The 25,036-nt window shown below is 68.4% G+C and carries 33 protein-coding genes and 2 tRNA genes; 30 read left to right on the top strand and 5 right to left on the bottom strand.

The annotated features are described in order from the left end of the window. The first annotated feature begins 66 nt into the window (after nt 1–66). The 9 genes from FY251_RS19930 (at nt 67) to FY251_RS19890 (ending at nt 11,042) form a co-directional block, all read left to right on the top strand. Entirely contained in the window at nt 67–1,740 is a 1,674-nt protein-coding gene (locus FY251_RS19930) for an amidohydrolase (RefSeq protein WP_148416724.1), read from the top strand. 210 nt (nt 1,741–1,950) lie between these two features. Further along, a complete protein-coding gene (gene nadA / locus FY251_RS19925) occupies nt 1,951–3,108 on the top strand; it encodes a quinolinate synthase NadA (protein ID WP_148416723.1) in 1,158 nt (385 codons plus the stop codon). Continuing rightward, nucleotides 3,105–4,721 (top strand): L-aspartate oxidase, encoded by a 1,617-nt coding sequence (locus FY251_RS19920; RefSeq protein WP_148416722.1) that lies wholly within the window; start codon nt 3,105–3,107, stop codon nt 4,719–4,721. Before nadA ends, FY251_RS19920 begins: the two co-directional genes overlap by 4 nt. Beyond that, nucleotides 4,708–5,514 (top strand): carboxylating nicotinate-nucleotide diphosphorylase, encoded by an 807-nt coding sequence (nadC, locus tag FY251_RS19915; protein ID WP_148416721.1) that lies wholly within the window; start codon nt 4,708–4,710, stop codon nt 5,512–5,514. The genes FY251_RS19920 and nadC overlap by 14 nt, the downstream gene beginning before the upstream one ends. Nucleotides 5,515–5,598: 84 nt before the next feature. Further along, entirely contained in the window at nt 5,599–6,792 is a 1,194-nt protein-coding gene (locus FY251_RS19910; RefSeq protein ID WP_148416720.1) for an MFS transporter, read from the top strand. A 39-nt stretch (nt 6,793–6,831) separates the two neighbouring features. Then, complete coding sequence (locus tag FY251_RS19905) at nt 6,832–7,764, top strand: hypothetical protein (protein WP_148416719.1); 933 nt, start codon at nt 6,832–6,834, stop codon at nt 7,762–7,764. Between the two features lie 72 nt (nt 7,765–7,836). Continuing rightward, nucleotides 7,837–8,634: an orotidine-5'-phosphate decarboxylase gene (pyrF, locus tag FY251_RS19900; protein ID WP_148416718.1), complete on the top strand. Its 798-nt coding sequence runs from the start codon at nt 7,837–7,839 to the stop codon at nt 8,632–8,634. A gap of 79 nt (nt 8,635–8,713) precedes the next feature. Next, entirely contained in the window at nt 8,714–9,295 is a 582-nt protein-coding gene (locus FY251_RS19895; RefSeq protein ID WP_148416717.1) for a DnaJ domain-containing protein, read from the top strand. A gap of 142 nt (nt 9,296–9,437) precedes the next feature. Next, on the top strand, nt 9,438–11,042 hold the full coding sequence (locus FY251_RS19890; RefSeq protein WP_148416716.1) for a GTPBP1 family GTP-binding protein: 1,605 nt from the start codon (nt 9,438–9,440) through the stop codon (nt 11,040–11,042). A gap of 46 nt (nt 11,043–11,088) precedes the next feature. On the opposite strand, the gene FY251_RS19885 is transcribed toward FY251_RS19890, so the two are convergent. The 3 genes from FY251_RS19885 to FY251_RS19875 form a co-directional block, all read right to left on the bottom strand. After that, nucleotides 11,089–11,574: a hypothetical protein gene (locus FY251_RS19885; RefSeq protein ID WP_148416715.1), complete on the bottom strand. Its 486-nt coding sequence runs from the start codon at nt 11,572–11,574 to the stop codon at nt 11,089–11,091. Further along, a complete protein-coding gene (gene mch / locus FY251_RS19880; protein ID WP_148416714.1) occupies nt 11,571–12,503 on the bottom strand; it encodes a methenyltetrahydromethanopterin cyclohydrolase in 933 nt (310 codons plus the stop codon). Before mch ends, FY251_RS19885 begins: the two co-directional genes overlap by 4 nt. A gap of 120 nt (nt 12,504–12,623) precedes the next feature. Next, complete coding sequence (locus FY251_RS19875) at nt 12,624–12,938, bottom strand: MTH1187 family thiamine-binding protein (RefSeq protein ID WP_042663548.1); 315 nt, start codon at nt 12,936–12,938, stop codon at nt 12,624–12,626. 111 nt (nt 12,939–13,049) lie between these two features. Here FY251_RS19875 and FY251_RS22710 point away from each other — a divergent pair, with 111 nt between their 5' ends. The 5 genes from FY251_RS22710 to FY251_RS19855 all read left to right on the top strand — a co-directional run bounded on the left by FY251_RS22710 (nt 13,050) and on the right by FY251_RS19855 (nt 15,489). Beyond that, entirely contained in the window at nt 13,050–13,217 is a 168-nt protein-coding gene (locus tag FY251_RS22710; protein ID WP_157837735.1) for a hypothetical protein, read from the top strand. 103 nt (nt 13,218–13,320) lie between these two features. After that, the gene (locus FY251_RS19870; protein WP_148416713.1) at nt 13,321–14,379 is read left to right on the top strand and encodes a YhjD/YihY/BrkB family envelope integrity protein; all 1,059 of its coding nucleotides are present in this window, start codon (nt 13,321–13,323) and stop codon (nt 14,377–14,379) included. A gap of 38 nt (nt 14,380–14,417) precedes the next feature. Further along, complete coding sequence (locus FY251_RS19865) at nt 14,418–14,702, top strand: hypothetical protein (RefSeq protein WP_148416712.1); 285 nt, start codon at nt 14,418–14,420, stop codon at nt 14,700–14,702. A 71-nt stretch (nt 14,703–14,773) separates the two neighbouring features. Then, nucleotides 14,774–15,028: a hypothetical protein gene (locus FY251_RS19860; RefSeq protein ID WP_148416711.1), complete on the top strand. Its 255-nt coding sequence runs from the start codon at nt 14,774–14,776 to the stop codon at nt 15,026–15,028. A 170-nt stretch (nt 15,029–15,198) separates the two neighbouring features. Continuing rightward, the gene (locus tag FY251_RS19855) at nt 15,199–15,489 is read left to right on the top strand and encodes a hypothetical protein (protein WP_148416710.1); all 291 of its coding nucleotides are present in this window, start codon (nt 15,199–15,201) and stop codon (nt 15,487–15,489) included. A 550-nt stretch (nt 15,490–16,039) separates the two neighbouring features. Here the strand turns inward: FY251_RS19855 and FY251_RS19850 are convergent. Next, nucleotides 16,040–16,110: transfer RNA gene (locus FY251_RS19850), tRNA-Gly, on the bottom strand. 12 nt (nt 16,111–16,122) lie between these two features. After that, a tRNA-Gly gene (locus FY251_RS19845) sits at nt 16,123–16,193 on the bottom strand. 289 nt (nt 16,194–16,482) lie between these two features. Here FY251_RS19845 and FY251_RS19840 point away from each other — a divergent pair. From FY251_RS19840 to FY251_RS19765, 16 genes are read left to right on the top strand one after another with little or no spacing between them, the layout of a single operon-like run. Then, nucleotides 16,483–17,325, top strand: a complete 843-nt coding sequence (locus FY251_RS19840) for a putative RNA uridine N3 methyltransferase (protein WP_148416709.1) — start codon at nt 16,483–16,485, stop codon at nt 17,323–17,325. A 4-nt stretch (nt 17,326–17,329) separates the two neighbouring features. Continuing rightward, the gene (locus tag FY251_RS19835; RefSeq protein WP_004062414.1) at nt 17,330–18,346 is read left to right on the top strand and encodes a 50S ribosomal protein L3; all 1,017 of its coding nucleotides are present in this window, start codon (nt 17,330–17,332) and stop codon (nt 18,344–18,346) included. Between the two features lie 3 nt (nt 18,347–18,349). Continuing rightward, on the top strand, nt 18,350–19,096 hold the full coding sequence (rpl4p, locus tag FY251_RS19830; RefSeq protein ID WP_148416708.1) for a 50S ribosomal protein L4: 747 nt from the start codon (nt 18,350–18,352) through the stop codon (nt 19,094–19,096). Continuing rightward, on the top strand, nt 19,093–19,344 hold the full coding sequence (locus FY251_RS19825; protein WP_004974911.1) for a 50S ribosomal protein L23: 252 nt from the start codon (nt 19,093–19,095) through the stop codon (nt 19,342–19,344). The genes rpl4p and FY251_RS19825 overlap by 4 nt, the downstream gene beginning before the upstream one ends. Nucleotides 19,345–19,346: 2 nt before the next feature. Beyond that, a complete protein-coding gene (locus FY251_RS19820) occupies nt 19,347–20,072 on the top strand; it encodes a 50S ribosomal protein L2 (protein WP_042663556.1) in 726 nt (241 codons plus the stop codon). A gap of 2 nt (nt 20,073–20,074) precedes the next feature. After that, nucleotides 20,075–20,497, top strand: coding sequence for a 30S ribosomal protein S19 (locus FY251_RS19815; RefSeq protein ID WP_004042610.1), 423 nt, complete (start codon nt 20,075–20,077; stop codon nt 20,495–20,497). Between the two features lie 3 nt (nt 20,498–20,500). Next, nucleotides 20,501–20,962, top strand: coding sequence for a 50S ribosomal protein L22 (locus FY251_RS19810; protein ID WP_148416707.1), 462 nt, complete (start codon nt 20,501–20,503; stop codon nt 20,960–20,962). Further along, nucleotides 20,962–21,870 (top strand): 30S ribosomal protein S3, encoded by a 909-nt coding sequence (locus tag FY251_RS19805; protein ID WP_148416706.1) that lies wholly within the window; start codon nt 20,962–20,964, stop codon nt 21,868–21,870. The genes FY251_RS19810 and FY251_RS19805 overlap by 1 nt, the downstream gene beginning before the upstream one ends. Then, nucleotides 21,871–22,083: a 50S ribosomal protein L29 gene (gene rpmC / locus FY251_RS19800; protein ID WP_004062417.1), complete on the top strand. Its 213-nt coding sequence runs from the start codon at nt 21,871–21,873 to the stop codon at nt 22,081–22,083. Beyond that, entirely contained in the window at nt 22,083–22,514 is a 432-nt protein-coding gene (locus FY251_RS19795; protein ID WP_148416705.1) for a ribonuclease P protein component 1, read from the top strand. Before rpmC ends, FY251_RS19795 begins: the two co-directional genes overlap by 1 nt. After that, nucleotides 22,505–22,849, top strand: a complete 345-nt coding sequence (locus tag FY251_RS19790) for a 30S ribosomal protein S17 (protein WP_042663561.1) — start codon at nt 22,505–22,507, stop codon at nt 22,847–22,849. Before FY251_RS19795 ends, FY251_RS19790 begins: the two co-directional genes overlap by 10 nt. Beyond that, a complete protein-coding gene (locus tag FY251_RS19785) occupies nt 22,849–23,247 on the top strand; it encodes a 50S ribosomal protein L14 (RefSeq protein ID WP_004042597.1) in 399 nt (132 codons plus the stop codon). The genes FY251_RS19790 and FY251_RS19785 overlap by 1 nt, the downstream gene beginning before the upstream one ends. A 1-nt stretch (nt 23,248) precedes the next feature. Next, the gene (gene rplX, locus FY251_RS19780) at nt 23,249–23,605 is read left to right on the top strand and encodes a 50S ribosomal protein L24 (RefSeq protein ID WP_042663563.1); all 357 of its coding nucleotides are present in this window, start codon (nt 23,249–23,251) and stop codon (nt 23,603–23,605) included. Next, the gene (locus tag FY251_RS19775; RefSeq protein ID WP_089781318.1) at nt 23,602–24,345 is read left to right on the top strand and encodes a 30S ribosomal protein S4e; all 744 of its coding nucleotides are present in this window, start codon (nt 23,602–23,604) and stop codon (nt 24,343–24,345) included. Before rplX ends, FY251_RS19775 begins: the two co-directional genes overlap by 4 nt. Further along, nucleotides 24,342–24,860 (top strand): 50S ribosomal protein L5, encoded by a 519-nt coding sequence (locus FY251_RS19770; protein WP_004969589.1) that lies wholly within the window; start codon nt 24,342–24,344, stop codon nt 24,858–24,860. Before FY251_RS19775 ends, FY251_RS19770 begins: the two co-directional genes overlap by 4 nt. Further along, complete coding sequence (locus tag FY251_RS19765) at nt 24,857–25,033, top strand: 30S ribosomal protein S14 (RefSeq protein ID WP_004042587.1); 177 nt, start codon at nt 24,857–24,859, stop codon at nt 25,031–25,033. Before FY251_RS19770 ends, FY251_RS19765 begins: the two co-directional genes overlap by 4 nt. Nucleotides 25,034–25,036: the final 3 nt, after the last annotated feature.

The following is a 25,036-nucleotide window of genomic DNA, read 5'->3' as shown; positions in this document are numbered from 1 at the left end:
CTACTACCGCCCGGCCGCCCCGCCGCCTCCCGAACCGTTTTGCCCTCCCGCGTCGGCGTCGAACGTATGACTGCGGCAGCCGACCTCGTACTGACGAACGCGGAGGTACACACCCTCGGGTCGCCCGACGAGACGCACGAAGCCGTCGCCGTCCGCGACGGCGAGGTCGTCCGCGTGGGCCGCGCGTTCGACGTGGAACTGCTCGCCGGCGTCGAGACGCGGGTCGTCGACTGCGGCGGCCGCGTCGTCCTTCCCGGCTTCGTCGACGCCCACACGCACCTCCCGATGGTCGGGCGGTCGCTCGTCCACGCCGACCTCTCCGCCGCCGACTCTGCGGCCGACGCGGTCGAACTGCTCCGCGAGCGAGCCGCCGAGGTCGAACGCGGAACCGAGAGTGACGACGGCGGGTCCGGCGACGACGGGGCCAGCGGTGGCGAAACCGACGACGGGACCGACTGGGTGCTCGGCTACGGCTACGACGAGAGCACGTGGGACGACTCTCGATACCTCACCCGCGACGACCTCGACGCCGTCTCCGAGTCGCTCCCCGTGGTCGCCTTCCGCGAGGACCTCCACACCGCCGGCGTCAACTCGGTCGTCCTCGACCGCTACGCCGACGAGATGCCCGACTCGGGCGTGCAGACCGCCGGAGACGGCGGCCCCTCCGATGGCGACGGCGATGGCGACGCCGCCGCCGAGCCGACCGGCGTCGTGGTCGAGGGCGCGGTCGACGTGCTCCGCGAGGCGACCGAACCGGGCCGCGAGGAGATGACCGAACTCGTCCGCGCGGCGCAGTCGTACGCGACCGCCCGCGGCGTCACCGGCGTCCACGACATGGTCCGCGGCTCCCGCGCGCCCGAGGTCTACCGCGACCTCGCCGAGGCCGGCGAACTGGCCCTCCGCGTCCGAATCAACTACTGGTCGGACCACCTCGACGCGCTCCGCGAGGTCGGCCTGCGGACGAACCACGGGGGCGGGAGCCGCGACGGCCTCGTCACCGTCGGCGCGATAAAGACGTTCACCGACGGGAGCTTCGGCGGGCGGACCGCGAAACTCACAGAACCCTACGCCGACGCCGCGGACGACGCCGACGCGGCCGACGACGAGACGGGCCAGTGGGTCGTCGCCCCCGAGGAACTCCGCGATCTCGTCGCCGACGCCGACGAGTCGGGCTACCAACTCACCGCCCACGCCATCGGCGACGCGGCCGTCGACGCGGTGCTCGACGCGTACGAGGAGACCGACGACCCCGGCGCGGCCCGCCACCGGGTCGAACACGTCGAACTCGCCTCCGACGAGGCCATCGAGCGGTTCGCCGAGTCGGGCGTCGTCGCCTCGGTCCAGCCGAACTTCCTGAAGTGGGCCGACGAGGGCGGTCTCTACGACGCCCGCCTCGGCGAGCGACGCCTGCGGACCAACCGCTACCGCGACCTGCTCGACGCGGGCGTGGACCTCGCGTTCGGGAGCGACTGCATGCCGCTCGGACCGCTTCTCGGCGTGGACCTCGCCACCGACCATCCGAACCCCGACCAGTCGCTCACCGTCACCGAGGCGCTTCGGGCGTACACCTCCGGCGCGGCCCACGCCGGGTTCGACGAGGGCCGACTGGGAACCGTCGCGGTCGGCACCGCCGCCGACCTCGTCGTCCTCGACGAGTCGCCGTGGGAAGCCGACTCGATTCGCGATATCGCCGTCTCGATGACCGTCGTGGACGGTCGCGTCGTCTTCGAACGCGACTGAACGAGTTGTCGTCTCCGACGAAGCATCTCTTTTGAATAAAATTATTCTCCAACCGAGTAGTGACTTCTATCGACTTCTAACAGCCAATCGAACGCAGATACCACTGGCTAATTAACCGTGAAGAGAATATCTACGGGTGGGTTGCGAGTATTGAAGAAAAATATTTTTCAATAAGGCCCGATGATTGGACTTCCACCGTGGTGACCAATCGTGGTTGAATTACAGTCGGTCGGGTTCGAGTCGGAGCTCAGCCTGTTCAAATACGACACGCTCGAACAGCTGCCGGAGAGCCACCGCGGCCTCGACGAGGCCGCCCGCTCCCGGCGAATCGCCGCCGCCCGCGAGGAGCTCGGGGACCGCGTCGTCGTCCTCGGACACAACTACCAGCGACGCGAAATCGTCGAGCACGCGGACTTCATCGGCGACTCCTACGAACTCTCGAAACGCGCCGCCGAGTCGGACGCCGACTACGTCGTCTTCGCCGGCGTGACGTTCATGGCCGAGAGCGCGGACGTCATCACCGACGACGACCAGACGGTGATTCTCCCGTCGATGGAGGCGTCGTGTCCGATGGCCGGGATGGCCGAGGCCGTGCAGGTCGACTCCGCGTGGGAGACGCTCGTCGAGGAGTCCGGCGGCAAGGACATCGTCCCCGTGACGTACATGAACTCCTACGCGGACCTGAAGGCCTTTTGCGCCTCCCACGGCGGGCTCATCTGCACCTCCTCGAACGCCGCCGACGCCTTCGAGTGGGCGTTCGAGCGCGGCGACGCCGTGCTGTTCCTGCCCGACAAGCACCTCGGGCGCAACACGGCCGACGACCTCGGCATCGACGAGGTGGTCGAGTGGGACCCGTGGGCCGGCGACGTGGCCGAGTCGATGGGCGCGACCGGCGACGCGGAACCCGACATTCCGGACCTCGGCGACGCAGAAGTCATCCTCTGGGACGGCTACTGTCAGGTCCACGAGCGCTTCCGCGTCGACCACGTCGAGGCGGCGCAGGCCGACGGCGCGAAGGTCGTCGCCCACCCCGAGTGCCGCCCGAGCGTCGTCGCGGCCGCCGACGAGGTCGGCTCCACGAGCCACATCTGCGACGTCGTCGCGAACGCCGACCCCGGCGAGACGTGGGCCATCGGCACCGAGGTCCACCTCGCTCGACACCTCGCGCGCTGGCATCCCGAGGTCGACGTGCGACCGCTCTGTGGCGACGCCTGCATGGACTGCAACGCCATGCGGCAGGTCGACCCCAACTACCTGACGTGGGTGCTCGAAGAGCTCGCCGCGGGCCGCGAACCCAACGTGGTCGAGGTCGCGCCCGAGGAGAAGGAACTCGCCGCGGTCGCGCTCGACCGCATGCTCGAACTATGAAGGCCGACGTGCTCGTCGTCGGCTCCGGCATCGCCGGCTGCGCCGCGGCCCTCGCCGCCGCCCGCGAGGGGGCCGACGTGCTCGTCGTCACGAAGGCGACCGAACCCGACGACGCCGCGTCCGACTGGGCGCAGGGCGGCATCGCCGTCACCCAGTCCGCGCCCGCGGAGTTCGCCGCCGACATCCGCCGGGCGAGCGACGACACCGCCGACCCCGAGGCGGTCGAGACGCTCGTCTCCGAGTCCCGCGCCGTCGTCGAGGACGTGCTGTTGGACACGCTCGAAGTCGAGTTCGACGCGGTGGGTGACAGTCCGAGCGTCGGCGACCCCGACGCCGGCGACGCCGCCGACTTCGACCTCGCCCGCGAGGCGGGCCACTCCAGCCGCCGCATCCTCCACGTCGACGCCAGCACCGGCGCGCACGTCCTCCGGCCGTTCCTGAAGCACCTCTCGGCCCGCGACGGCGTGCGCATCGTCGACGACGCGATGGCCCTCGACCTCCTGACCGAGGAGGGGACCGTCCGCGGCGCGACCGTCCTCGCCGACGGCGAGGTCGAACCGGTGTTCGCCGGGGCGACTATCCTCGCCACCGGCGGCATCGGCGACTGCTACGCCCGCTCGACCAACCCGGCGGGCGCGACCGGCGACGGCGTGGCGATGGCCGCCCTCGCCGGTGCGACCGTCTCCGACATGCAGTACGTGCAGTTTCACCCGACCGCGTACGACCCCCGGACTGACCCACGGGCCGGCGACGACGCGCGACCGTTCCTCGTCAGCGAGGCCGTTCGCGGCGAGGGCGCGGTCCTGCGCGACGCCGACGGCCGCCGCTTCATGCCTGACGCGCACGAAGACGCCGAACTCGCTCCCCGAGACGTGGTCGCCCGCGCCGTCGCCCGCGCCCGCGACCGGACCGGCCGCGTCGTCCTCGACGTGTCCGACCTCGACTTCCGCGAGGAGTTCCCCGACCTCGCGGCGCTGTGCGACGACCGCGGCGTCGACCTCGACGCCGGCATCCCGGTTGCGCCGAGCGAGCACTTCCTCTGCGGCGGCGTCGCCGTCGACGACCGCGGCAGGACCTCGCTGTCCCGCCTGTTCGCCGCCGGCGAGTGCGCCCGCACCGGCGTCCACGGCGCGAACCGACTCGCCTCGACCAGCCTGCTCGAAGGGCTCGTCTGGGGCGTCCGCGCCGGCGAGACCGCGGCCGAGCGGGGCCGCGGCGAGGCCGAGACCGTCGAGTACGCGCCGCCGCGCGACTCCGACCCGGCGCTCCCCGGCGCCTTCGCAGAGACGAAGTTCGACCGCCTCGGGCGGACGATGGACGAGTTCGTCGGCATCGAACGCACCCCCGACGGCCTCGACACCGCGCGGGCGCGGCTCCGCCGCCTGAAGGGCGAGGTCGACGCCTACGCCCGCACCCGCGTCTCGCGGTCCGTCTACGAACTGCGAAACGCCTGCATCGCGTCGCTCCTCGTCGCCCGCGCGGCCGCCGACGCGCCGTCGGCCGGCTGTCACTCGCTGGTCGACCCGGACGGACGCAAGGGTGACGAGGAAATCGAGGGAGGCGAAGAAAGCGACGACGCCGGACAGGGAGTGACCCCGAGTGCTGACGACTGAGACCGTCGAGCGCTGGCTGGCCGAGGACGTGGGCCACCGCGACGTGACGAACGACGTGCCCGGCGACACCACCGGGCGACTCGTCGCCAAGGAACCGGCGGTCGCCGCCGGTCTCGACGCCGCCGTCGCCGTCTTCGACTACCTCGGCGTCGAGGCCGAGAACGCGGTCGACGTCGGCGACGCGGTCGAAGCGGGCGACGAAGTCCTCCGCGTCGAGGGCGACGCCCGGAACGTCCTCCGCGGCGAGCGCGTCGCCGCCAACGTCGTCGGCCACGCCTCCGGGGTCGCGACCACGACCCGCGAGGCCGTCGACGCCGCCCGCGAGGTCTCCGACTCGGTTCGGGTCGCCGCGACTCGCAAGACCACGCCCGGCCTCCGCGGCGTCGAAAAGCGCGCCGTCGTCGCCGGCGGCGGCGACACCCACCGCCTCACGCTCTCGGGGATGGTGATGGTCAAGGACAACCACGTCGCCGAACTCGGGTTGGAGGAGGCGGTCCGCCGCTTCGCCGAGCGCAAGTCGTTCGCGACGAAGCTCGAAGTCGAAGTCGAGACGCCCGAGATGGGCGAGCGCGCCGCGGCCGCCGGGGCCGACATCGTCCTGTTCGACAACCTCCCGCCCGAGGCGGTCCGCGAGGGCGTCTCGCGGCTCCCCGAGGACGTCATCTCGGAGGCCAGCGGGGGTATCACCCCGGAAACGCTCCCCGCCTACGCCGACACCGGCGTCGACGTGGTGTCGATGGGCTGGCTCACCCACAGCGCCCCGAGTGCCGACTTCTCCTTCCGGACCGGGTGAGCGACGGGCGTTCTTTCCGACTCGAACGCCGTCGCGGGCGGTCGAATCCACACGTTCTTTGGCCCGTGTCGAGACGGTGGAACGATGACTTCGTGGCGCGCCGCCCGCCTGCGCTCCCCGGTCGCGAAGTACTACGCCTACAAGACGACCGAGTTCGTCTCCTTTACGACGGCCATCTGGATTCTGTTCGTCCGCTCGCGGGACCTCTCGTTCGCCGAGGTGGGCGCGCTCAACAGCGTCTGGTGGCTCGCGCTCGTCGCGGCCGAGATACCGACCGGCTACCTCGGCGACCGGCTGGGTCGCCGGAGCGCGATGGCTCTCGGGACGGCCGTCATCGCCGTCTCGACGGCGGCGATGGGCCTGTCAGAGACGTTCCTCCAACTCGCGGTCGTCTACGGCGCGTGGGCCGTCGGCCAGACGTTCCGGTCCGGGAGCGACGACGCGTGGCTCTACGACCTCTTGGCCGAGACCGACGAGACCCACGAGTTCGCCGCCGTCCGCGGGCGCGCCACCGGCGTCGGCCTCGCAATCGGCGCGGTGACGACCCTCGCCGGGGGACTCCTCGCCGACGCGACGAACTACGCGGTCCCCTTCTTCGCAACCGCCGCGGTGACGGCGCTGGGCGTCCCGATTCTCTTGTCGGTCCCCGAGACCGGAGCCAACGGCGGCGACTTCACGCCGCGGGCGGCGCTCCGGGTCATCCGCGAGAAACTCTCGCGCCCGCCGCTCCGCGGCTTCGTCGCCTACTTCGCGCTCCTGTTCGGCGTCGCCAACATGGTGTACATCTTCGACCAGCCGATTCTCCGCGACGTGGCGCTCGACCTCGGTGTCCCCGAAACGGCGACGAACACCGCCGTCAGCGCCGCCTACGCGCTGTTCTCGTTGGTCGCGGCCGCCGCGACGTTCCGCGCCGGCTGGGTCGAATCCCGCGTCGGCGTCCGCCGGTGGTTCCTCGCCTCGCCGGTCGCGCTCGCGGTCGCCTACGCGTCGGTCCCCCTTTTCGGACCGCTCGCCTTCCCCGCGTTCGCGGTCGTCCGCGGGGTCACGAACGTCTCGTCCGTCCTCGGGAACCAGTACGTCAACGACCGGGTGGACTCGGTCGGGCGCGCGACCGTCCTCTCGGCCGCCGGGATGCTCTACTCGCTCGCGGTCGTCCCGTTCGAACTGGCCGGCGGGGTCGTCGCCGACGCCCTCTCGCCGGCCGGCGCGCTCGCGCTCTTCGGCGGGGTGCTCGTCGTCGGCGCGGGCCTCCTGTGGACGGCCGAGCGACCCGTGTGACGCAGTAGTATTACGGTCGCTCGCCGGCGATGGGTGGCCATGCGCGTACCGTCGCCCTCCAGGACAGCCCGCGCCGCCGCGAGCGGTCGCTCCGGCGCGGTCGAGTCCGCCGTCGTCGCCGCCCTCCTGCTCGGCGTCGCGCTCCTGCAGTTCGCCGTCCGCGAGTCGCTGGCGGGCGTCGCGCCCGACCTCCTCCGGTCGCGGGGGTTCGTCGTCGCCGGGGTCGTCACCGGCGGGGCGCTCGTCTGCGCCCTCGCGCTCTACGCGGGCGCGTACGCGAGGCTCCGCGATATCGCACTCGGCGTCAGGCTCCCGGCGGTCGCCGACCGCGGAATCGGCGTCGTCGCCGTCGCCGCCGCGGCCCCGGCGCTTTTGGTGGCCGCGACCAAGGTCGTCGGCCTCCTCACGGGCGTCACGTACGGGTCGCTGACGAAGACCGGCTACGGCGCGGACGCGACCCTCGCGGCCGTCGCGCCGGTCTCCGCGCTCGCCGCGCTCGTCGGCGTTCCCGTCCTCGTCGTCGTCTCGCAGGTGCTCGTCCAGCGGAGTTTCGCGCGCGCCCTCGACGGCCGGCGCGCGCTCGCGGTGACGACCGCGACCGCCTCGCTCGCGTTCCTGAGCGCGAACCGCGGGGTCGTGGTGTTCCCGGCGCTCGAACACCTCGTTCGCGCCGCGGCGTTCCTCGCGTGCCTCGGCGTCGCCTTCGCGGCGGCGACGCGAGCGACGACCGCGGGGCGGCGGGCGCTCGGGTACGCGCCGCTCGCCGTCGTCTCGACGGTCGCCGTCGGCGAGGAACTCCTCGCGGTCGACTCGCTCGCCGGGGGCGTCTTCGTCCTCTCGCACGTCGCCGTCTTCGCGCTCGCGGCCGTCGCCTACGACCGAACCGACTCGCTCGTCGTCCCGGCGCTCGCGTACCTCTCGCTGCTCGTGAGCGGCGACGCGGTGGTCTTCCTCTTCGAGGCCGGCCTCTGAGTCGGGTCCGGGGGCGACGCGGCGCGGGGCGAAGGGAAAACCCCTTACTTTCGGTCGTCGCACTCGCGGGCAATGGGCTTCTTCGACGACCTCCGCGACCGCATCGAGGCGACAGACAGCGTCGTCTCCGTCGGCCTCGACGCCGATATCGACCGCATCCCCGACCACCTGCTCGACGAGGACCTCCCGCGCTGGGCGTTCAACCGCCGCATCATCGACGCGACCCACGAGCACGCCGCGGCGTTCAAGCCGAACGCGGCGTTCTACGAGGACGAAGACGGCTGGCGCTCCCTGCGCGAGACCGTCGCCTACGCCCACGGCAAGGGCGTGCCGGTCCTCTTGGACGCCAAGCGCGCCGACATCGGCAACACGACCCGCAAGTACGCCGACCTGCTCGACGACGCCGACGCCATCACGGTCAACCCCTACATGGGCCGCGACTCCATCCAGCCGTTCCTCGCCCGCGAGGACAAGGGCGTGTTCGTCCTCTGCCGCACCTCGAACCCCGGCGGCTCGGACCTCCAGTCGCTCGAACTCGACTCGGGCGAGCCCCTCTACGAGCGCGTCGCGGCGCTCTGCGACCTCTGGAACGAACACGGGAACGTCGGCCTCGTCGTCGGCGCGACCGGTCCCGAGGAACTGGAGCACCTCCGGGAGCAGGTGCCCGACCTGCCGTTTCTCGTCCCCGGCGTGGGGGCGCAGGGCGGCGACGCCGAGGCCGCCGTCGAGTTCGGCCTCGCGGACGGCGTCGGCCTCGTGAACTCCTCGCGCGGCATCATCTTCGCCGGCGAGGACCGCGGCGAGGAGTTCGACAAGGCCGCCGGACAGGCCGCGAAGCGCCTCAAAAAGCGGCTGAACCAGTACCGCTGAGCCGACGCGGCGGGCGGGTCGTCGTCGGCCGGTCGCCGCCCGGCGAGACGTTTACCACCGTGCGACCCCAACTGCGCCCGTGGACCGAGACCGACTCGTCATGGGGCTCGCGGCGGTGTTCGCGGGCATCACCATGCTCCTCGTCGTGTTGGCGTTCGCCTACCGACAGCTCCTGTTGCTGTTCGTCGCCCTCCCCTTCGGCGCGACGACGTACTTCATGTACGCCCACGTCAGCGGCCGCCTCGAAGAGCGGTTCCGCCGGACGCGCGTCCGCGCCGACGCCGGGCGCGGCGGGTTCGGCTTCCGGTCGGAGCGACGGCGAAACGACCGCCGGGAGACCGGCGGGTTCGGCGCGGGGCCCCGCGGCGACCCCCGAGAGGGACCGCGCGCCGGGGGGGTCGGTCCAGACGGCGGACTCGGCGGCGACGGCCGCCGGCGACAGCGAACTCGCGGCGGTGACGGGCCGAGCGTCCGCCCGCCGCGGCGCGGCATGAGTCGGCAGACGGCCCTCGACACGCTCGACCTCGACGACGACGCCTCCGCGGACGAGGTGAAAGCGGCCTACCGGAAGCGAGTCAAGGAGACCCACCCGGACTCGAAGACCGGCGACGAGGAGGCGTTCAAGCGCGTCAACCGGGCCTACGAGCGACTGAGCGACTGAGCGCGTCTCGGGTTCGTTCGCATTCGACCTCCACGGGCCTCGACGGTCGCGTCCGCGCCCGACGCCGTCTCGATTGCGGTACGTTCTCATGGCAATCGCTACCGCGGAAAGCGTTTTCACGGTCGGTTTCCTACCCGAGTCCATGAGCGCGGATCGGGCTCTCTTGGACGAGGCCCTTGAGCGCGGTGAGGAAGAAGGCGGAAACGTCGAGTTCAAAGAACGCCTCACCCGCGCCGTTCACCTGTCCGACGGCCGGATGGAGTCGCTCGCTGCCCAACTCAGACACCGAGTGCTCTCCGGCGACGGCGTGGCGACCTACGTGGTCGGCGTCACCGACGACGGCGGCATCGCCGGCATCCCGCCGGACGACTTCTCCGAGACGATGGACGTGCTGTCGCTTCTGGCCGAGGAGGCCGGCGCGCACATCGAAGACGTGGAGACGTGGGGCGTCGGCGACGGGGCCGAACGCGGCCTCGTCGGCGTCGCGACCATCCGCGAGGGCGCGATGCTCGACGTGGATGACGACCACATCGTCGTCGGCACCGCGGGTCACGTCGACCACGGCAAATCGACGCTCGTCGGGTCGCTCGTGACCGGACAGGCCGACAACGGCAACGGAAGCACGCGGTCGTTCCTCGACGTGCAGCCCCACGAGGTCGAACGCGGCCTGTCGGCCGACCTCTCGTACGCCGTCTACGGCTTTTCCGACGACGGACCCGTTCACATGCGAAACCCCCACCGGAAGTCCGACCGGGCGCAAATCGTCCAGGAGGCCGACCGACTGGTCTCGTTCGTCGACACCGTCGGTCACGAGCCGTGGCTCCGGACGACGATTCGCGGCCTCGTCGGCCAGCGCCTCGACTACGGCCTGCTCGTCGTCGCCGCCGACGACGGCCCGACGAGAACGACCCGCGAACACCTCGGCATCCTGCTCGCCATGGAACTGCCGACGGTCGTCGCTATCACGAAAATCGACGCCGTCTCCGAGGAGCGCGCCGCCGAGGTGGAACGCGAGGTCGAGCGGCTCCTCCGCGACGTGGGCCGGACGCCCCTGAGCGTCGAGCGCCACGGCGTCGAGGCCGCGGTCGAGGAGATAAGCGAGTCGGTCGTCCCGCTGTTCCCGACGAGCGCGGTCACGATGGACGGCCTCGACGACCTCGACCGGCTGTTCGAGTCGCTGCCGAAGCGCAGCGCCGCCGAGGGCGACTTCAAGATGTACATCGACCGGACCTACTCGGTCACGGGCGTCGGCGCGGTCGCCTCCGGCACGGTCAACTCCGGGGCGGTCGAGGCCGGCGATACACTGCTCTTGGGGCCGATGTCCGACGGCGAGTTCCGCGAGGTCGAGGTCCGCTCCATCGAGATGCACTACCACCGGGTCGACCGGGCCAACGCCGGCCGCATCGTCGGCATCGCCCTCAAGGGCGTCCGCGAGTCCGAAATCGAACGCGGGATGGTGCTCCTGCCGGGCGACGCGGAGCCCACCGCCGTCCGCGAGTTCGAAGCCGACGTGATGGTGCTCAACCACCCGACGCGGATTCAGGAGGGCTACGAGCCGGTCGTCCACCTCGAAACCGTCTCCGAGGCGGCCGTCTTCCATCCCGACGGCGGGCGACTCCTCCCCGGAGATACCGGCACGACCCGCATCGAGTTCAAGTTCCGCTCGTACTTCGTCGAGGAGGGCCAGCGGTTCGTCTTCCGCGAGGGCCGGTCCAAGGGCGTCGGGACCGTGACGAAGGTCGAGTAGAAGCGCACACGCGCCGGCTCCGACTCGCGCCCGCCGACGGGTAGGCCTATTCTGCGGCCGCGACGTAGCCGTCCGATTCTCTCGCCGCCGCGCCGAACAGCACCGCCCAATCGAGCAGCCGCGCGACCCTGTCACGCCAGCGCGACTCCCATCCCTCGGGGTCGCGGTGGCGCTCCCAGTTCGGCACGGTCGGCTCGAACGCCTCGAACACCGCGTCCGCCGACTTCGGTTCGTCGCCGAGCGCGTCGAGCACCTCGCGCGCGCCGAAGACGTTCCCCTCGAACGCGCTCCGCAGGTCGCCCGCGTCGGGGTCGTCGCGGACGCGCTCGAAGCCGCGGCTCACCTCGCGGGCGAGCCCGAGCGACTGGCAGAACACGAGCCAGTCGCGGCCCTCGTCGGGCGTCACGTCCAGTCGGTTCGCAACCCGGCCGCAGCAGTCGTCTTCGGAGCCGGGAATCAGCGGGACCGCGCGGTGAGTGTCCCACAGTCGGTCGAGGGAGTCCGGCGCGGGCGGGACCGGCTTGCGCCTCACAGTCCGAACGAGTCGGCGAGCACGTCCTCGTCGGTCTCGCCGAGCGTGTACGTCGGCCCGTCGACCACGTCGACGGTGACCTGCGCGGGGCCGAACACGTCGGGGTCGACCGCGCCGAAGTCCCAGTCGGCGTCCTCGAACAGCTGTTCGAACGGGACGCCGTACTCCGACCCGGCCGTGGAAATCGCGCGGTCGAAGTCGTCGAAGTCCTCGCTGACGGTGACGTGGACGCGCCCGCCGTAGGCGACGGCGTCGTTCGTCCGGCCCATGGCGACGCTCTCGTCGTAGCTGACGGGCGCGAGCGGGGCGGAACCGTTGATAGAGAGGACGTTCGTCGGGTCGTAGCCCGCCTCGAAGAGATTGAAGACGGCGAGTTCGGCGGCGCGGGCCGCGCCCGTGACGCTCCCGACGAGCGAGCCGGTCGCGTAGGTCGGCAGGAAGACGGCGCTCGGTTCGAGGCCGGTCGTCTCCGCGACGTGTTCCGCGACCTCGTCGGTCGGGAGGTCGATGCTCTCGACGGCGAGGACCGTCAGGTCGAACTCGTCGTAGTAGCCGAGGTGGTGGAACTCCTCTTCCTCGCCGACCAGCGCGCGGGCCGGGCCGGAGCCGAGGCCGTCGAAGTCGTCGAAGGTGAGCTCCCAACCGGCCTTCTGCGAGCAGAGGAGCGCGAGCGCCGGGCGGTCGGTGGAGAGTTCGACGTGGGGGCGGGGCGTGCCGGCGACATCCCCCATCCGCGTCTGTACCGTGGCGAGCCCCGCGGTCTGAATCTCCGCGAGGAGCATCCCCGCTTCGACACCGCCGTCGGCGTCGACGCCGAAGTCGATGACCGTCGCGCCCGAGTCGAGTTCGTAGCCCTCGATGCCGAGTTCCCCGGCGAAGTCGAGCGCCTCGTCGACCAGTTCGATGGCCATCCGATTGATGCTGTCCATGCGGGGCGATTGCGCGCCTTCGGCTAAAGGGTTTGTCAGTCGCACACCCTCCGGGTCGCGTGGACGTGTCTCGCGTCTCGCACGGCGGACCCGCGCGGCGGGTCGCCGCGGCCCGCGACGCTACTCGCGGTCGCTCCTCGCTTCCCGCCCGAGGTGGGCTTCGACGGCGTCGACCTTGTCGGCGGCCGTCTGGTCTTTCGTTCGCTTGTCGTCTATCTTCAGGAACGTGCTCACGCGGTCGCCGTCGACCGCCTTGTGGGCCGCGCCGACCGCCGCGAGCAGTTCGTCGATGTCGTCGGCCTCGATGACCGTCCCCATCGGGTTCGTCTCGTAGGACACCGCGAAGTCGTCGAGGGCCGCGACGGCCTTGGCGACCTCGCCCGACATGCTCCCTTCGACGACCGGCGCGACGCTCAGCATGGCGATGACTGTCATAGCCGACACCACGGACCACGTGGTAGTAAAATCGGGGTGTGCGAATTCGCCGCACCGTTCGAGGCGTCGGAACCGACGAGGCTATCTCCGCGAACAGCCACAGTTTCATGTATGTTTCAGAGTGAACTAACTCGGCTGGCGCTCGTGTTGGGGGCGAACGTCGTCGGCGGGGTCACCCTCGGGTCGGCCGTCGGCGAGGCGGTCGGCTACGCGGCGGAGTGGACCGTCACGGGTGCGGTCCTCGGCCTCGCGGTCGCCGTCTTCGCCGCCCGTCGGTAGTCGTCACCGCCGACCACCGCAGTCGTCACCGCCGACCACCGCAGTCGTCACCGCCGACCGACCGCGCATCGCGCTTTTCTCGTCGGCCGACGTATCAGCGCCCATGAATCAACGCGTCGCGCGAGCGCTCACGCTCGGTCGGGCCATCCTCTACGAGGTCCGCACCGAGCGACTCACGTTCATGGCCGGAAGCATCGCTTACGGGGCGTTCGTCTCGTTGCTCCCGCTGTTTCTGCTCGTCCTCGCGGCCGTCTCCGCCACCGGCGACAGCGACCTACGCCAGAGCGTCATCGGCGTCATCCAGACGGTCCTGACCCCCGGCGCGGGGGACGTCATCATCGCCGAACTCGAAGCGTCGAGTCAGCTCGCCAGTTTCTCGGTTATCGGCGTGCTCGTGTTGGTGTGGGGGACGCTCCGAATCTTCCGCGGCCTCGACACCGCCTTCTCGGACATCTACGAGTCCGAGGCCGCGAACACGTTCGCCGACCAGCTCTCCGACGGCATCATCGTGCTCGTCACGGTCGCCCTCGCCGTCATCGCCGGCGCGCTCATCGAGTCGGCCCTCCCCGCGCTCGACGGGACGCTCGGCTGGGTGGTCTACCGCGGCCTCCTCGTCGCCGTCCTCTTTCTGACGTTCTACCCGATGTACTACATCTTCCCCGACGAGGACGTGACCTATCTGGAGGTCGTCCCCGGCACGCTCGTCGCCGCCGTCGGACTGACGACCTTCGAGTCGCTGTTCCGGCTCTACGTCGAGTTCAGCAGCCGCGAACCCGAATCGAGCGTCGTCGCCGGGATTCTCGTCCTCCTGACGTGGCTCTACTTCAGCGGGCTCGTCATCCTCCTCGGCGCGGCCGTCAACGCGGTGCTCTCGAACCGCTCGCGCGACGTGAACGTCCGCCCGCTGTTCGGCGGCGTCCCCCTCGACTCGCAGACCGACGCTGTGACGCGCGACGAGGTGACCGCGGCCATCGAGCGACTCGACCGCCTCCTAGCGGCCGCTCCCGACGAGGACCTGACGCTCCGCGTCGGCGACGAATCCGTCACGCTCCCCCGCCCCGAACGGGTCGTCACCGACACCGAGACCAGTCGGTTCCTACCGGAGGGCCCCGTCAGACTGGAGCTTCGATGGTCCTCGTGGCCTGACAGTCACGAGGAGTGACGACGGGCGTTATGGGGCTGGCGTACGTATGCGACACTATGGCAATAAAGACCCCTGCCCGACCGACGGAGCCGGCGCGACCGCTCGACGACGAACGAGCGCGGTGGGAAGCCGCCGAGACGACCGCCGAGACGGCCTCTCGGGCGGTTCGACCGCCGACCGTCGTCGAACACCGGCGACTGCCCGGGAAGAACTTCGGCGAGGCGCAACTCGTCTGGCGCTGCGACGACTGCGGCGAACTCGGCGCGCTGACCGCGTTCCCGTCGGCGTGTCCCGACTGCGGCGCGGGCCGCGAGGCGCTGTTCTACTTCACTGAGGACTGACCGCCTCGGCCGAGCGCGGTCCGCCACAGACCGACCGCGACCGTTTTCCCGCCGCCCGACAACCCCCGGATATGTATCTCTCTCACCCCGTCCGTCGTATGCGCGACGACCCCCTCGACGACGAAGTCGCGGCACTCCGCGTCGAACCCGCGGACGACGACGCCCGCGAGACGCTCGAAACCCGCGTCGAGTCGCTCGGCGGCAGTCTCGAACGCGAACTCCGGTTCGGCGGCGTCGTCGTCTCGCTCGCCGAGTCGGCCGTCTCCGACCTGTGCGAACTCGACGATATCGAGCGAATCGAGACGGTCGACACGCTCGGACATTGATTCTCCGCCCACGCGTGCGAGGCCGGGACGGTCCGCTCGGGCATTAGTGTCAACTACTTAGTAGACTCCCTGCGGACGTGGCGTATGGTTCGTCTGCCCTCCCGAATTGCGCGTGTGACCGGTGTCGTCGCCGCCGACCCCATCGCCCTCGTGACGTTCCCGACCGAATCATGAGCGCCCTCGCCGACCTCGGGGGCGTTCCCCTGCTCGTCGCGTACCTGTTGCTCCTCGCGGGCACGGCCGTGCAGTATCGGCGCGGGAAGCTCCCCGGCACGCGGGCGGTTCTCCTCGTCGGGATGTGTCTCGCGTGGCTCTCGTACGCCCTCTTGCAGGTGACCCAGTCCGGGACCGTGCCGACGGGCACGCCGCTCAACTACGCCCTCGACGCGCTCGCCGTGGTCGTCCTCGTCGTCGGCGTGGGAGCGATGGGCTGGTGGTGGCGGGCGCGGGACGAATCGTGAGAGTTTCCGGGGGCGCGTCGCTGACTGAGTTGAGGTCAGAGAATGCGTCGGCCGGGAGTTCACCGAGCACCGCGAGGTGAACGCAGGAGCACCGGCGAGGTCGGTGACCGAGTCGGTGAGACGGGATTTGAACCGAGCCGAGACGATTTCCTCGCGATGCTCGGAACTGCGTCTCGTCGGGTTCAGAATCCCAGTTGGCCGCACACAGCCGCGCAAGACCGAGAGACACGGAGGTCTCTCGGAGGTCTGTGGTCGGCAGAACTGCCTCGGCTGGGATTTGAACCAGAACCAGACGTGCTCGCTCACTTCGTTCGCTGTGCGCGACTGGTAGGGTTCGAAATCCCACCGTCACGCACACAGCCTCACAAGACCGAGAGACACGGAGGTCTCTCGGAGGTCTGTGGTCGGCAGAACTGCCTCGGCTGGGATTTGAACTCCACTCGCTCACTCGCGTTCGCTCGCTAGTTCAAATCCCAGCGTCCCGCATTCACAACTCACAGTCCGAGCGACACGCACAGCGGTCGCTCGGAAGGTAGATTCGTTGTAGAAGTGCGTCGGCTGGGATTTGAACCCAGGTTGTGACCATGGCAAGGTCACGTGATACCACTACACTACCGACGCATGTGGTGGATGTGCGCTGGCTGGGATTTGAACCCAGGTTGTGACCATGGCAAGGTCACGTGATACCACTACACTACCAGCGCATTCCGCGTGTATCGTGGCGTGCTGCTGCGTTACTCGATAGTGTCGGGTTGATAAATAAGACTTGCGAAACGGGGGAGAAATCGGGCGACGGCGCGCCACCTGCTACCACGTGAGATTCGCCTTCGGCGACCTGTCGGTGACCGTGTAATTATGTACCACGCGACGTTCGCCAATCCCCCGCAAACTGGGTCGTGGGACGCTCTATCACCCCAGAATGGATTCGCTACTCTTTTAGGTGGGCCCCCGGTACAAACGCCACAGTCTAGACGAGACGAGGATGAACCCGGCATGAAACTCAGCGTACTCGTGCCGTCCTCACTCGTCCGGGAAGCCGAAGACAAACGCGAGGCAACTCGCAAACTCGGCTACGTCGCCCGCGCGGCGGCGGTCTTCCGGGCGAACGAACTCGTCGTCTTCCCCGACGAAGACGGCGAGAACAAGTGGGGCGGCGAGTTCGTCGAAACCGTACTTCGGTACGCCGCGACGCCCCCCTACCTCCGCAAGGAGGTCTGGGGCAAGCGCGACGAACTCCGCTACGCTGGTATCCTGCCCCCCGTTCTCGTCGCGTCTACGACCGCGGACGACTCCGACGAGTCGCCCGCGTTGCGAGAAGGAATCGTGACCGAGGTCGGACCTGACGACCGCGTTCGGGTCAATTGCGGAATGCAACACCCGATCTCCCTGTTCGTCCCTCCCGGGATGGACCTCACAGAGGGAGAGCGCGTCGCTGTCAGGATCTCTTCGCGAGAACCGGTCCGTGCACGGATCGTCGACGAGCCCCTTCCGGGCTTCGACGTATCCCGCATGGACCTCACGGAAGCACTCGGCAGGCCGGATGCGGGCGTGCGAATCGCCACGTCTCGCTATGGCGAACCGCTGTCGGTCCCCAGATTGGGCGACCTGACGGCCCGCATCACCGATGCCGGCGGCATGACCGTCGTCTTCGGGTCGCCGGGCCGTGGGCTTCCGGACATGCTCGGGATGCCTCCCGAGGATGTTGCAGACGTCGAACCTTCCGTTGGTCCGGGGTTCGACCTCTGGCTCAATACGATTCCGCGACAGGGCAGCGAGGTCGTGCGAACAGAAGAAGCGATGTTCGCCTCCCTCGCCTCCCTGACACTCACGGAGTGAATCCATGCCACAACCAAGCAGACCACGAAAAGGCTCGATGGGCTTCAGCCCGCGCAAGCGAGCAGTCAAGGAGGTTCCACGCATCAAGTCGTGGCCGTCCGACGACGGCTCCCCAGCGCTGCAGGGCTTCGCCGGTTACAAGGCCGGTATGACCCACGTGATGATGGTCAACGACGAGGCAGACTCCCCCCGCGAAGGAATGGAGGAGTCCGTCCCGGTGACCGTCGTCGAGACGCCGCCGATGCGCGCCGTCGCCCTTCGCGCCTACGAGCAGACGCCGTACGGTATGAAGCCGCAGACCGAGGTCTGGGCGGGCGAGTTCCACGACGAACTCGACCGCGTCCTCGACCTGCCGGCAGAAGACACGTTCGACTCGGACGCCGACGCGCTTCGCGAGGCCGTCGAGGCCGGCGAAGTCGATGACCTCCGCGTCATCACGCACACGGTGCCCTCCGAGCTCGCGAACGTGCCCAAGAAGAAGCCCGACGTGATGGAGACTCGCGTCGGCGGCGGCTCCATGGTGGAGCGCGCCGACTTCGCCCTCGACCTCGTTGCCGAGGGCGGCGAACACGAGATGTCCGACGTGTTCCGCGCCGGCGAGTACCTCGACGCCGCGGGTGTCACGAAGGGTAAGGGTACGCAGGGTCCCGTCAAGCGATGGGGCGTCCAGAAGCGTAAGGGCAAGCACGCCCGCCAGGGCTGGAGACGCCGTATTGGCAACCTCGGCCCCTGGAACCCGTCCCGTGTCCGCTCTACGGTTCCGCAGCTCGGTCAGACTGGTTACCACCAGCGCACCGAGCTCAACAAGCGCCTCATCGACCTCGGTGAGGGCGACGACGCCTCCGTCGAAGGTGGCTTCGTCAACTACGGCGAGGTCGACGGCTCCTACGCGCTCATCAAGGGCTCGCTCCCGGGCCCCAACAAGCGCCTCCTGCGGTTCCGCCCGGCCATCCGGCCGAACGACCAGCCGCGCCTCGACCCCGAGGTGCGCTACGTCTCTACCGCATCGAACCAGGGTTAAACCATGCAGGCAACTATCCGAGACCTGAACGGCGACGACGCGGGCAGCATCGACCTGCCCGAGGTCTTCGAGACGGCTTACCGTCCGGACCTCATCAAGCGTGCCGTCATCGCCGCGCAGGCAAACCGAAAACAGCCGTACGGTGCCGACCCCTACGCCGGGCTTCGAACCCCGGCAGAGTCCATGGGCAGCGGCCGTGGGATGTCCCACGACCCACGCCAGAACGGCGTCGCCCGACGCGTCCCGCACGCCGTCTCCGGCCGTCGCGCTCACCCGCCGAAGGCCGAGAAGGACCAGGGGAAGGAGATCAACACGAAGGAGCGTAAGCTCGCCGTCCGCTCGGCGCTCGCCGCCACGACGGACACCGAGCTCGTCGCCGAGCGCGGTCACCGCTTCGACGACGACGTCGAGCTCCCCCTCGTCGTCTCCGACGACTTCGAGGACCTCGTCAAGACGCAGGAGGTCGTCGACCTCCTGCAGTCCCTCGGCGTCTACGACGACATCGAGCGCTCCGAGGAGAACAAGAAGGTCAAAAGCGGCCAGGGCAAGCTCCGCGGTCGCAAGTACACCCGTCCGAAGTCCATCCTCTTCGTGACGGCCGACGAGCCCTCGAAGGCGGCTCGCAACCTCGCCGGCGTCGACGTCGCCACCGCGGCGAACGTCTCCGCCGAGGACCTCGCGCCCGGCACCCACGCCGGTCGCCTCACCCTCTTCACCGAGAGCGCACTTGAGGAGGTCGCAGACCGATGAGCATCATCGAACACCCGCTGGTCACGGAGAAGGCGATGAACCAGATGGACTTCGACAACAAGCTCCAGTTCATCGTCCACATCGACTCGACGAAGTCCGACGTGAAGGACGAAGTCCAGTCGCGCTACGACGTGACCGTCGAGAAGGTCAACACGCAGGTCACGATGAAAGGAAAGAAGAAAGCAACAGTTCGTCTCTCTGAAGACGACGACGCGCAGGAAGTCGCGTCGCGTATCGGGGTGTTCTAACCATGGGACGCCGAATTCAGGGCCAGCGTCGCGGGCGCGGTACGTCCACCTTCCGGGCGCCGTCGCACCGCTACAAGGCCGAACTGTCGCACAAGAAGTCCGAGGACAAAGACACCATCACGGGCACGGTCGTCGGCATCGAGCACGACCCCGCACGCAGCGCGCCCATCGCCCTCGTCGAGTTCGAGGACGAACAGCGCATGATTCTCGCGCCCGAGGGCATCTCTGTCGGCGAAGAGCTTCAGATCGGCGTCTCCGCCGAGATCAAGCCCGGCAACACGCTGCCGCTCGCCGAGATTCCCGAGGGTGTCCCCGTCTGTAACGTCGAGCACCAGCCCGGCGACGGCGGGAAGTTCGCCCGCGCCTCCGGCGTGAGCGCGCAGCTGCTCTCGCACGACCGCAAGGTCGCTATCGTGAAGCTCCCGTCGGGCGAGGTCAAGCGCCTCAACCCCAACTGCCGGGCCACCATCGGCGTCGTCGCCGGTGGCGGCCGCACGGAGAAGCCGTTCGTCAAGGCAGGCAAGAAGTACCACAAGATGAAAGCGCGCGGTATCAAGTGGCCGCGCGTGCGTGGTGTTGCTATGAACGCCGTCGACCACCCGTTCGGTGGCGGCGGCCGGCAGCACCCCGGTCAGCCGAAGTCCGTCTCGCGGAACGCTCCGCCGGGCCGGAAGGTCGGTGACATCGCCTCCAAACGCACCGGTCGCGGTGGCAAGGGAGGTAAGTAACCATGAGTACGCAATACCGCACCGGCCGCGAAGGTGAGTTCACCTACCGCGGCTACACGCTCGACGAGCTGCAGGAGATGGAGCTCGACGAGGTCGCGGAACTGCTCCCCGCTCGTCAGCGGCGAACCATCACCCGAGGCCTGTCGGCCGAGCACGAGAAGCTGCTCGCGAAGGCTCAGGACAAGACGGAAGAGGAGACGGCAAACGCGCCCATTCGAACGCACCTGCGCGACATGCCGATTCTCCCCGAATTCGTCGGTCTCACCTTCGCCGTCTACACCGGTCAGGAGTTCGAGCGCACCCAGATTCAGCCCGAGATGATCGGTCACTACCTGGGCGAGTTCCAGCTGACCCGTAGCTCAGTCGAGCACGGTCAGGCCGGTATCGGCGCGACCCGGTCTTCGAAGTTCGTGCCCCTCAAGTAAACCATGGGAATCAACTACAGCGTCGAGGCCGACCCGGACACCACGGCCAAGGGTATGCTCCGGGACCGGCCCATCAGCATCAAGCACAGCAAGGCCATCTCCCGCGCCATCAAGGGGATACCCGTCGCCGACGCAGAGGAGTACCTCGAAGCCGTCATCGACGGCGAGCGGTCGGTTCCGTTCAAGCAGCACAACTCCGGCGTCGGTCACCGAAGCGACATCGACGGCTGGGACGCGGGTCGGTACCCCGAGAAGGCGTCCAAGGCGTTCCTCGAACTCCTCGAAAACGTTCGCAACAACGCGACCGAACAGGGCTTCGACGGACCGGCCATGGAGATCAAGCACGTCGCCGCCCACAAGGTCGGCGAGCGTCAGGGTCGCAAGCCCCGTGCCTTCGGTCGGGCGGACCCGTGGAACACCCCAATCTGTGACGTCGAACTCATCATCGAAGAGGTCGAGGAATAATGGCTGACGAACACCAATTCATCGAGAACGGACTGCAGCGGTCCCAGATCGACGAGTTCTTCGCAGAAGAGCTCGGTCGAGCGGGCTACGGCGGCATGGACGTCGCCAAGACGCCGATGGGCACCCAGATCGTGCTCAAGGCCGAAAAGCCCGGGATGGTCATCGGGAAAGGCGGGAAGAACATCCGCAAGGTCACCCGCGAACTCGAAGAGCGGTTCAACCTCGACGACCCCCAGATCGACGTGCAGGAAGTCGACGAGCCGGACCTCAACGCCCGGATCGTCGCCGACCGCCTCGCCAACGCGCTCGAACGCGGCTGGTACTTCCGTAAGGCGGGCCACACGACCATCGACCGAATCATGGACGCCGGCGCACTCGGCGCCGAAATCGTCCTCTCCGGGAAGGTCACGGGCGCTCGCTCCCGCGTGGAGAAGTTCAACCGCGGCTACATCAAGCACAACGGCGAGCCCGCACAGGAGATCGTCGACGAGGGCCAGGGCGTCGCAGTCATGAAGCTCGGCACCATCGGTGTGACGGTCAAGATCATCCCGCCGGGTGCGCGCCTCCCCGACGACTTCGAAGTCGAGGAAGACGCCAACCCCGACGCGGTCGAACAGATCGAAGAGACCGAGAGCGTCGAGGACCTCCTCGAAGAGGAGCCGGAAGAGGTTCCGGACGTCTCCGAAGAGGCCGACGCCGACGCCGAGACGGACGCAGTCGACGAAGACGTCGTCGAGGAAGCGGCCGTCGAAGCGGTCGAAGAGGAAGTCGTCGACGACGAGGACGACGAAGCAGTCGAGGAAGTCGTCGACGACGACGAGGAACTCGACGAAGACGTCGCCGAAGAGGCGGCCGACCTCGTCGCGGAGATGGAAGACGAAGACGACGACGAAACGGAGGAAGAATAAATGGCGATCCTCTACACCGAAGAGATTCGCGACATGACGCCCGCAGAGCGCACCGCCGAGCTCGAAGAGCTTGAGACGGAGCTGCTCAACGCGAAGGCTGTGCAGGCCGCGGGTGGCGCGCCGGAGAACCCCGGCCGCGTCTCTGAACTGAAGAAGACCATCGCCCGAATCAAGACGATTCAGGGCGAAGAAGGCGACCTCGACGAAGAATAATGCCACTGACACCCGAGACCCTCACGCGACACGAACTCAACGGCCTCCACGTGGAGGTCGTCGACGCGGCGAACCCCGACCTCGTCGGGATAGCCGGTCGCATCGTCGTCGAGACGATGCACACGTTCATGGTCGACGACGGCTCTCGGGTGCGGCAGGTGCCAAAGCGAGGGGCGACCTTCGAATTCGAGATTCCGCGTACAGATGAAGCCGCCGGCGCTGCGAAGGCGTCGGGGACCGCGTCCAAACTTCGGTCGGATACTACTGGCGGATTTGATGCCAGTCAGTCTGATCGGCTCGCCGACTCATCATCGGCGGCTTCCCCTTCGGGGAATTGCGAGGGCGTGGCCTACGTTACGGTGGATGGCGCACAACTGCTCTCACGACCCGCCCTGCGCACCGAAACTACAGGTGACTCGAAATGGCGATAGGACTTGACGTTCCAATGCCTCCGGAACCTGACGATTCCGAGGCTTACGACTACGAAAAATGTCCGTTCTACGGCTCGCTCTCCGTCCGGGGTCAGACCCTGGAGGGGACAGTCGTCTCGACGGACATGGCAAAGACCGTCATCGTCGAGCGGGAGTACGACGTATTCGTTCCGAAGTACGACCGCTACATGAAGCGACGTTCCCGCATCCCGGCACACGTGCCGGGCGTGCTCGACGACGTCGCTGTCGGTGACGAAGTAACGATCGCGGAGACCCGACCTCTCTCGAAGACGAAATCCCACGTCGTCGTCGAGATTATCGGAGGTGACGAGTGATGGAAGCGCTCAAAGCGGACATCACCAAGGGTGTCGCCCGTGGCTCGCTGGTCACGTGCGCCGACAACACCGGCGCTCGTGAACTGAAGATTATCAGCGTCGCGGGTTACTCCGGCACGAAGAACCGCCACCCCAAGGCAGGCATCGGGGACAAGGTGACCGTCTCGGTCACCAAGGGTACCCCCGAGATGCGCCGCCAGGTGCTCGAAGCGGTCATCGTCCGCCAGCGGAAATCCATCCGCCGGCCCGATGGCACGCGTGTGAAGTTCGAGGACAACGCCGCCGTCATCATCGACGAGATGGAAGAGCCTCGCGGGACCGAAATCAAGGGTCCCGTCGCACGCGAAGTCGCCGAGCGCTTCGGGAGTATCGCATCGACGGCTACGATGATCGTATAGTATGACTCGACAACCGCGCAAACAGCGAACCCAGATTCGCGACGCGCCGCTCCACGAGCGGCAAAAGCAGGTCCGCGCACCGCTGTCGGCCGAACTCCGCGAGGAGTACGGCAGCCGTAACGTCCGCGTCAACGCGGGCGACACGGTCGAGGTGCTCCGCGGCGACTTCGCCGGCGAAGAAAGCGAAGTCACCGAGGTCGACCTCAGGGACGCCGTCATCTACGTCGACGGCGTCACCGTTGAGAAAGCCGACGGCGAGGAGGCCCCACGCCCCCTTCAGGCCAGTAACGTCCGCGTGACGGAACTGGACCTCGAAGACGACGTGCGCGAGGCCCGACTCAAGGAGGATAACGAATGACTCGACACCAGAAGCGACTGTCCGTACCGAAGTCCTGGCCGGTCGAGCGCAAGACAGGCACGTTCACGGTCAAGGCCGGAGCGGGTCCGCACGGCGAGGCGGGGGTTCCCCTCATCATCGTCCTGCGCGACGTGCTCGGCTACGTTGACTCGAAGAAGGAGGCCCAGTACGCCCTCAACCACCAGAGCATTCTGGTCAACGGCGACGTGGCCTCCGACGTCCGCCGTCCCATCGGGATGTTCGACATCCTGGCGTTCGTCCAGCGAGAGGAGTACTACCGCGTCTTCCCCGACGAGGGAGGCCGCCTGGCGCTGACGCCCATCGACGCCGATTCGGCATCCAGCCGGCTCGGCAAGATCGTGGGCAAGACGCAGGTCACCGGTGGCGACTTCCAGCTGACGCTCCACGACGGGGCGACCCTCGTCGTCGAGGACGCCTCGGAGTACAGCGGCAAGGACTCCATCGTCGTCGACAACGAGACGAAGGACGTCGTCGCGCACTTCCCCTACGAGGAAGGCGCGCTCGTCACGGCTGTCAACGGGCAGCACGCCGGCGAAATCGGCGAGGTCACAGAGATAATCGTCACGCCCGGCAGCGGGAACAACTCCGTTGTCGTCGAGACCGAAGACGGCGAGTTCGAGACGGTCGAACAGTACGTCGTCGTCATCGACGAGAACTTCACGGGTTCGGACGACGAGTCCGAAGCACGTCAGGCTACTGACGGCGGTGATGACGAATGAGCGAGGCTGACTTCCACGCGATGCGCGACCCGCGCATCGAGAAGGTCGTCGTCCACATGGGCGTCGGCGAAGGTGGTCGCGAACTCGCCAAGGCCGAGGACATCCTCGAAGAGATCACCGGTCAGGAGAGCGTTCGCACGATCTCCGGCCGCGCCTCGCAGGACTTCGGCGTTCGCCGCGGCGAACCCGTCGGCGCGAAGGTCACCCTCCGCGGTGACACCGCCGTCGAATTCCTCGAAACCGCACTCCCCATCGCGGACCTCTCGGTCTCGTCGTTCGACGAGACTGGCAACTTCGGCTTCGGCGTCGAAGAGCACACGGAGTTCCCGAGCCAGGAGTACGACCCGCAGATCGGTATCTACGGGCTGGACGTGACGGTCAACCTCGTCCGCCCCGGCTACCGAGTGAAAAAGCGCGACAAGCGTTCCCGCCAGATTCCGTCGTCCCACCGGATGACCGTCGAGGACGCCGTCGCGTTCATCGAGTCCACGTTCGACGTGGAGGTTGAAGAATGAGCGATAGCGAAACAGAACAGACGGGCGAGCACGCGTCCCGCCGCACCGGCCAGGAGAACGAGTGCCGGCGCTGCGGTCGAAAACAGGGACTTGTCAGCAAGTACGACATCAACCTGTGCCGCCAGTGCTTCCGAGAGATCGCCCGCGAGATGGGATTCAAGAAGTACCGATAAGCA

The organism is Haloferax sp. KTX1 (genome assembly GCF_902410085.1).
GTDB classification, from domain to species: domain Archaea; phylum Halobacteriota; class Halobacteria; order Halobacteriales; family Haloferacaceae; genus Haloferax; species Haloferax massiliensis.
Note: the sequence above shows the minus strand (reverse complement) of the source record. Positions and strands in the feature narration are given on the sequence as shown.

Bases quoted from the DNA above. Each gene is read 5' to 3' on its own strand.
- FY251_RS19930 (WP_148416724.1), top strand. From the start codon at position 67: ATGACTGCGGCAGCCGACCTCGTACTGACGAACGCGGAGGTACACACC.
- FY251_RS19920 (WP_148416722.1), top strand. From the start codon at position 3,105: ATGAAGGCCGACGTGCTCGTCGTCGGCTCCGGCATCGCCGGCTGCGCC.
- FY251_RS19910 (WP_148416720.1), top strand. From the start codon at position 5,599: ATGACTTCGTGGCGCGCCGCCCGCCTGCGCTCCCCGGTCGCGAAGTAC.
- FY251_RS19905 (WP_148416719.1), top strand. From the start codon at position 6,832: ATGCGCGTACCGTCGCCCTCCAGGACAGCCCGCGCCGCCGCGAGCGGT.
- pyrF (WP_148416718.1), top strand. From the start codon at position 7,837: ATGGGCTTCTTCGACGACCTCCGCGACCGCATCGAGGCGACAGACAGC.
- FY251_RS19890 (WP_148416716.1), top strand. From the start codon at position 9,438: ATGAGCGCGGATCGGGCTCTCTTGGACGAGGCCCTTGAGCGCGGTGAG.
- mch (WP_148416714.1), bottom strand. From the start codon at position 12,503: ATGGACAGCATCAATCGGATGGCCATCGAACTGGTCGACGAGGCGCTC.
- FY251_RS19875 (WP_042663548.1), bottom strand. From the start codon at position 12,938: ATGACAGTCATCGCCATGCTGAGCGTCGCGCCGGTCGTCGAAGGGAGC.
- FY251_RS22710 (WP_157837735.1), top strand. From the start codon at position 13,050: ATGTTTCAGAGTGAACTAACTCGGCTGGCGCTCGTGTTGGGGGCGAAC.
- FY251_RS19870 (WP_148416713.1), top strand. From the start codon at position 13,321: ATGAATCAACGCGTCGCGCGAGCGCTCACGCTCGGTCGGGCCATCCTC.
- FY251_RS19865 (WP_148416712.1), top strand. From the start codon at position 14,418: ATGGCAATAAAGACCCCTGCCCGACCGACGGAGCCGGCGCGACCGCTC.
- FY251_RS19860 (WP_148416711.1), top strand. From the start codon at position 14,774: ATGTATCTCTCTCACCCCGTCCGTCGTATGCGCGACGACCCCCTCGAC.
- FY251_RS19855 (WP_148416710.1), top strand. From the start codon at position 15,199: ATGAGCGCCCTCGCCGACCTCGGGGGCGTTCCCCTGCTCGTCGCGTAC.
- FY251_RS19840 (WP_148416709.1), top strand. From the start codon at position 16,483: ATGAAACTCAGCGTACTCGTGCCGTCCTCACTCGTCCGGGAAGCCGAA.
- FY251_RS19835 (WP_004062414.1), top strand. From the start codon at position 17,330: ATGCCACAACCAAGCAGACCACGAAAAGGCTCGATGGGCTTCAGCCCG.
- rpl4p (WP_148416708.1), top strand. From the start codon at position 18,350: ATGCAGGCAACTATCCGAGACCTGAACGGCGACGACGCGGGCAGCATC.
- FY251_RS19825 (WP_004974911.1), top strand. From the start codon at position 19,093: ATGAGCATCATCGAACACCCGCTGGTCACGGAGAAGGCGATGAACCAG.
- FY251_RS19820 (WP_042663556.1), top strand. From the start codon at position 19,347: ATGGGACGCCGAATTCAGGGCCAGCGTCGCGGGCGCGGTACGTCCACC.
- FY251_RS19815 (WP_004042610.1), top strand. From the start codon at position 20,075: ATGAGTACGCAATACCGCACCGGCCGCGAAGGTGAGTTCACCTACCGC.
- FY251_RS19810 (WP_148416707.1), top strand. From the start codon at position 20,501: ATGGGAATCAACTACAGCGTCGAGGCCGACCCGGACACCACGGCCAAG.
- FY251_RS19805 (WP_148416706.1), top strand. From the start codon at position 20,962: ATGGCTGACGAACACCAATTCATCGAGAACGGACTGCAGCGGTCCCAG.
- rpmC (WP_004062417.1), top strand. From the start codon at position 21,871: ATGGCGATCCTCTACACCGAAGAGATTCGCGACATGACGCCCGCAGAG.
- FY251_RS19795 (WP_148416705.1), top strand. From the start codon at position 22,083: ATGCCACTGACACCCGAGACCCTCACGCGACACGAACTCAACGGCCTC.
- FY251_RS19790 (WP_042663561.1), top strand. From the start codon at position 22,505: ATGGCGATAGGACTTGACGTTCCAATGCCTCCGGAACCTGACGATTCC.
- FY251_RS19785 (WP_004042597.1), top strand. From the start codon at position 22,849: ATGGAAGCGCTCAAAGCGGACATCACCAAGGGTGTCGCCCGTGGCTCG.
- rplX (WP_042663563.1), top strand. From the start codon at position 23,249: ATGACTCGACAACCGCGCAAACAGCGAACCCAGATTCGCGACGCGCCG.
- FY251_RS19775 (WP_089781318.1), top strand. From the start codon at position 23,602: ATGACTCGACACCAGAAGCGACTGTCCGTACCGAAGTCCTGGCCGGTC.
- FY251_RS19770 (WP_004969589.1), top strand. From the start codon at position 24,342: ATGAGCGAGGCTGACTTCCACGCGATGCGCGACCCGCGCATCGAGAAG.
- FY251_RS19765 (WP_004042587.1), top strand. From the start codon at position 24,857: ATGAGCGATAGCGAAACAGAACAGACGGGCGAGCACGCGTCCCGCCGC.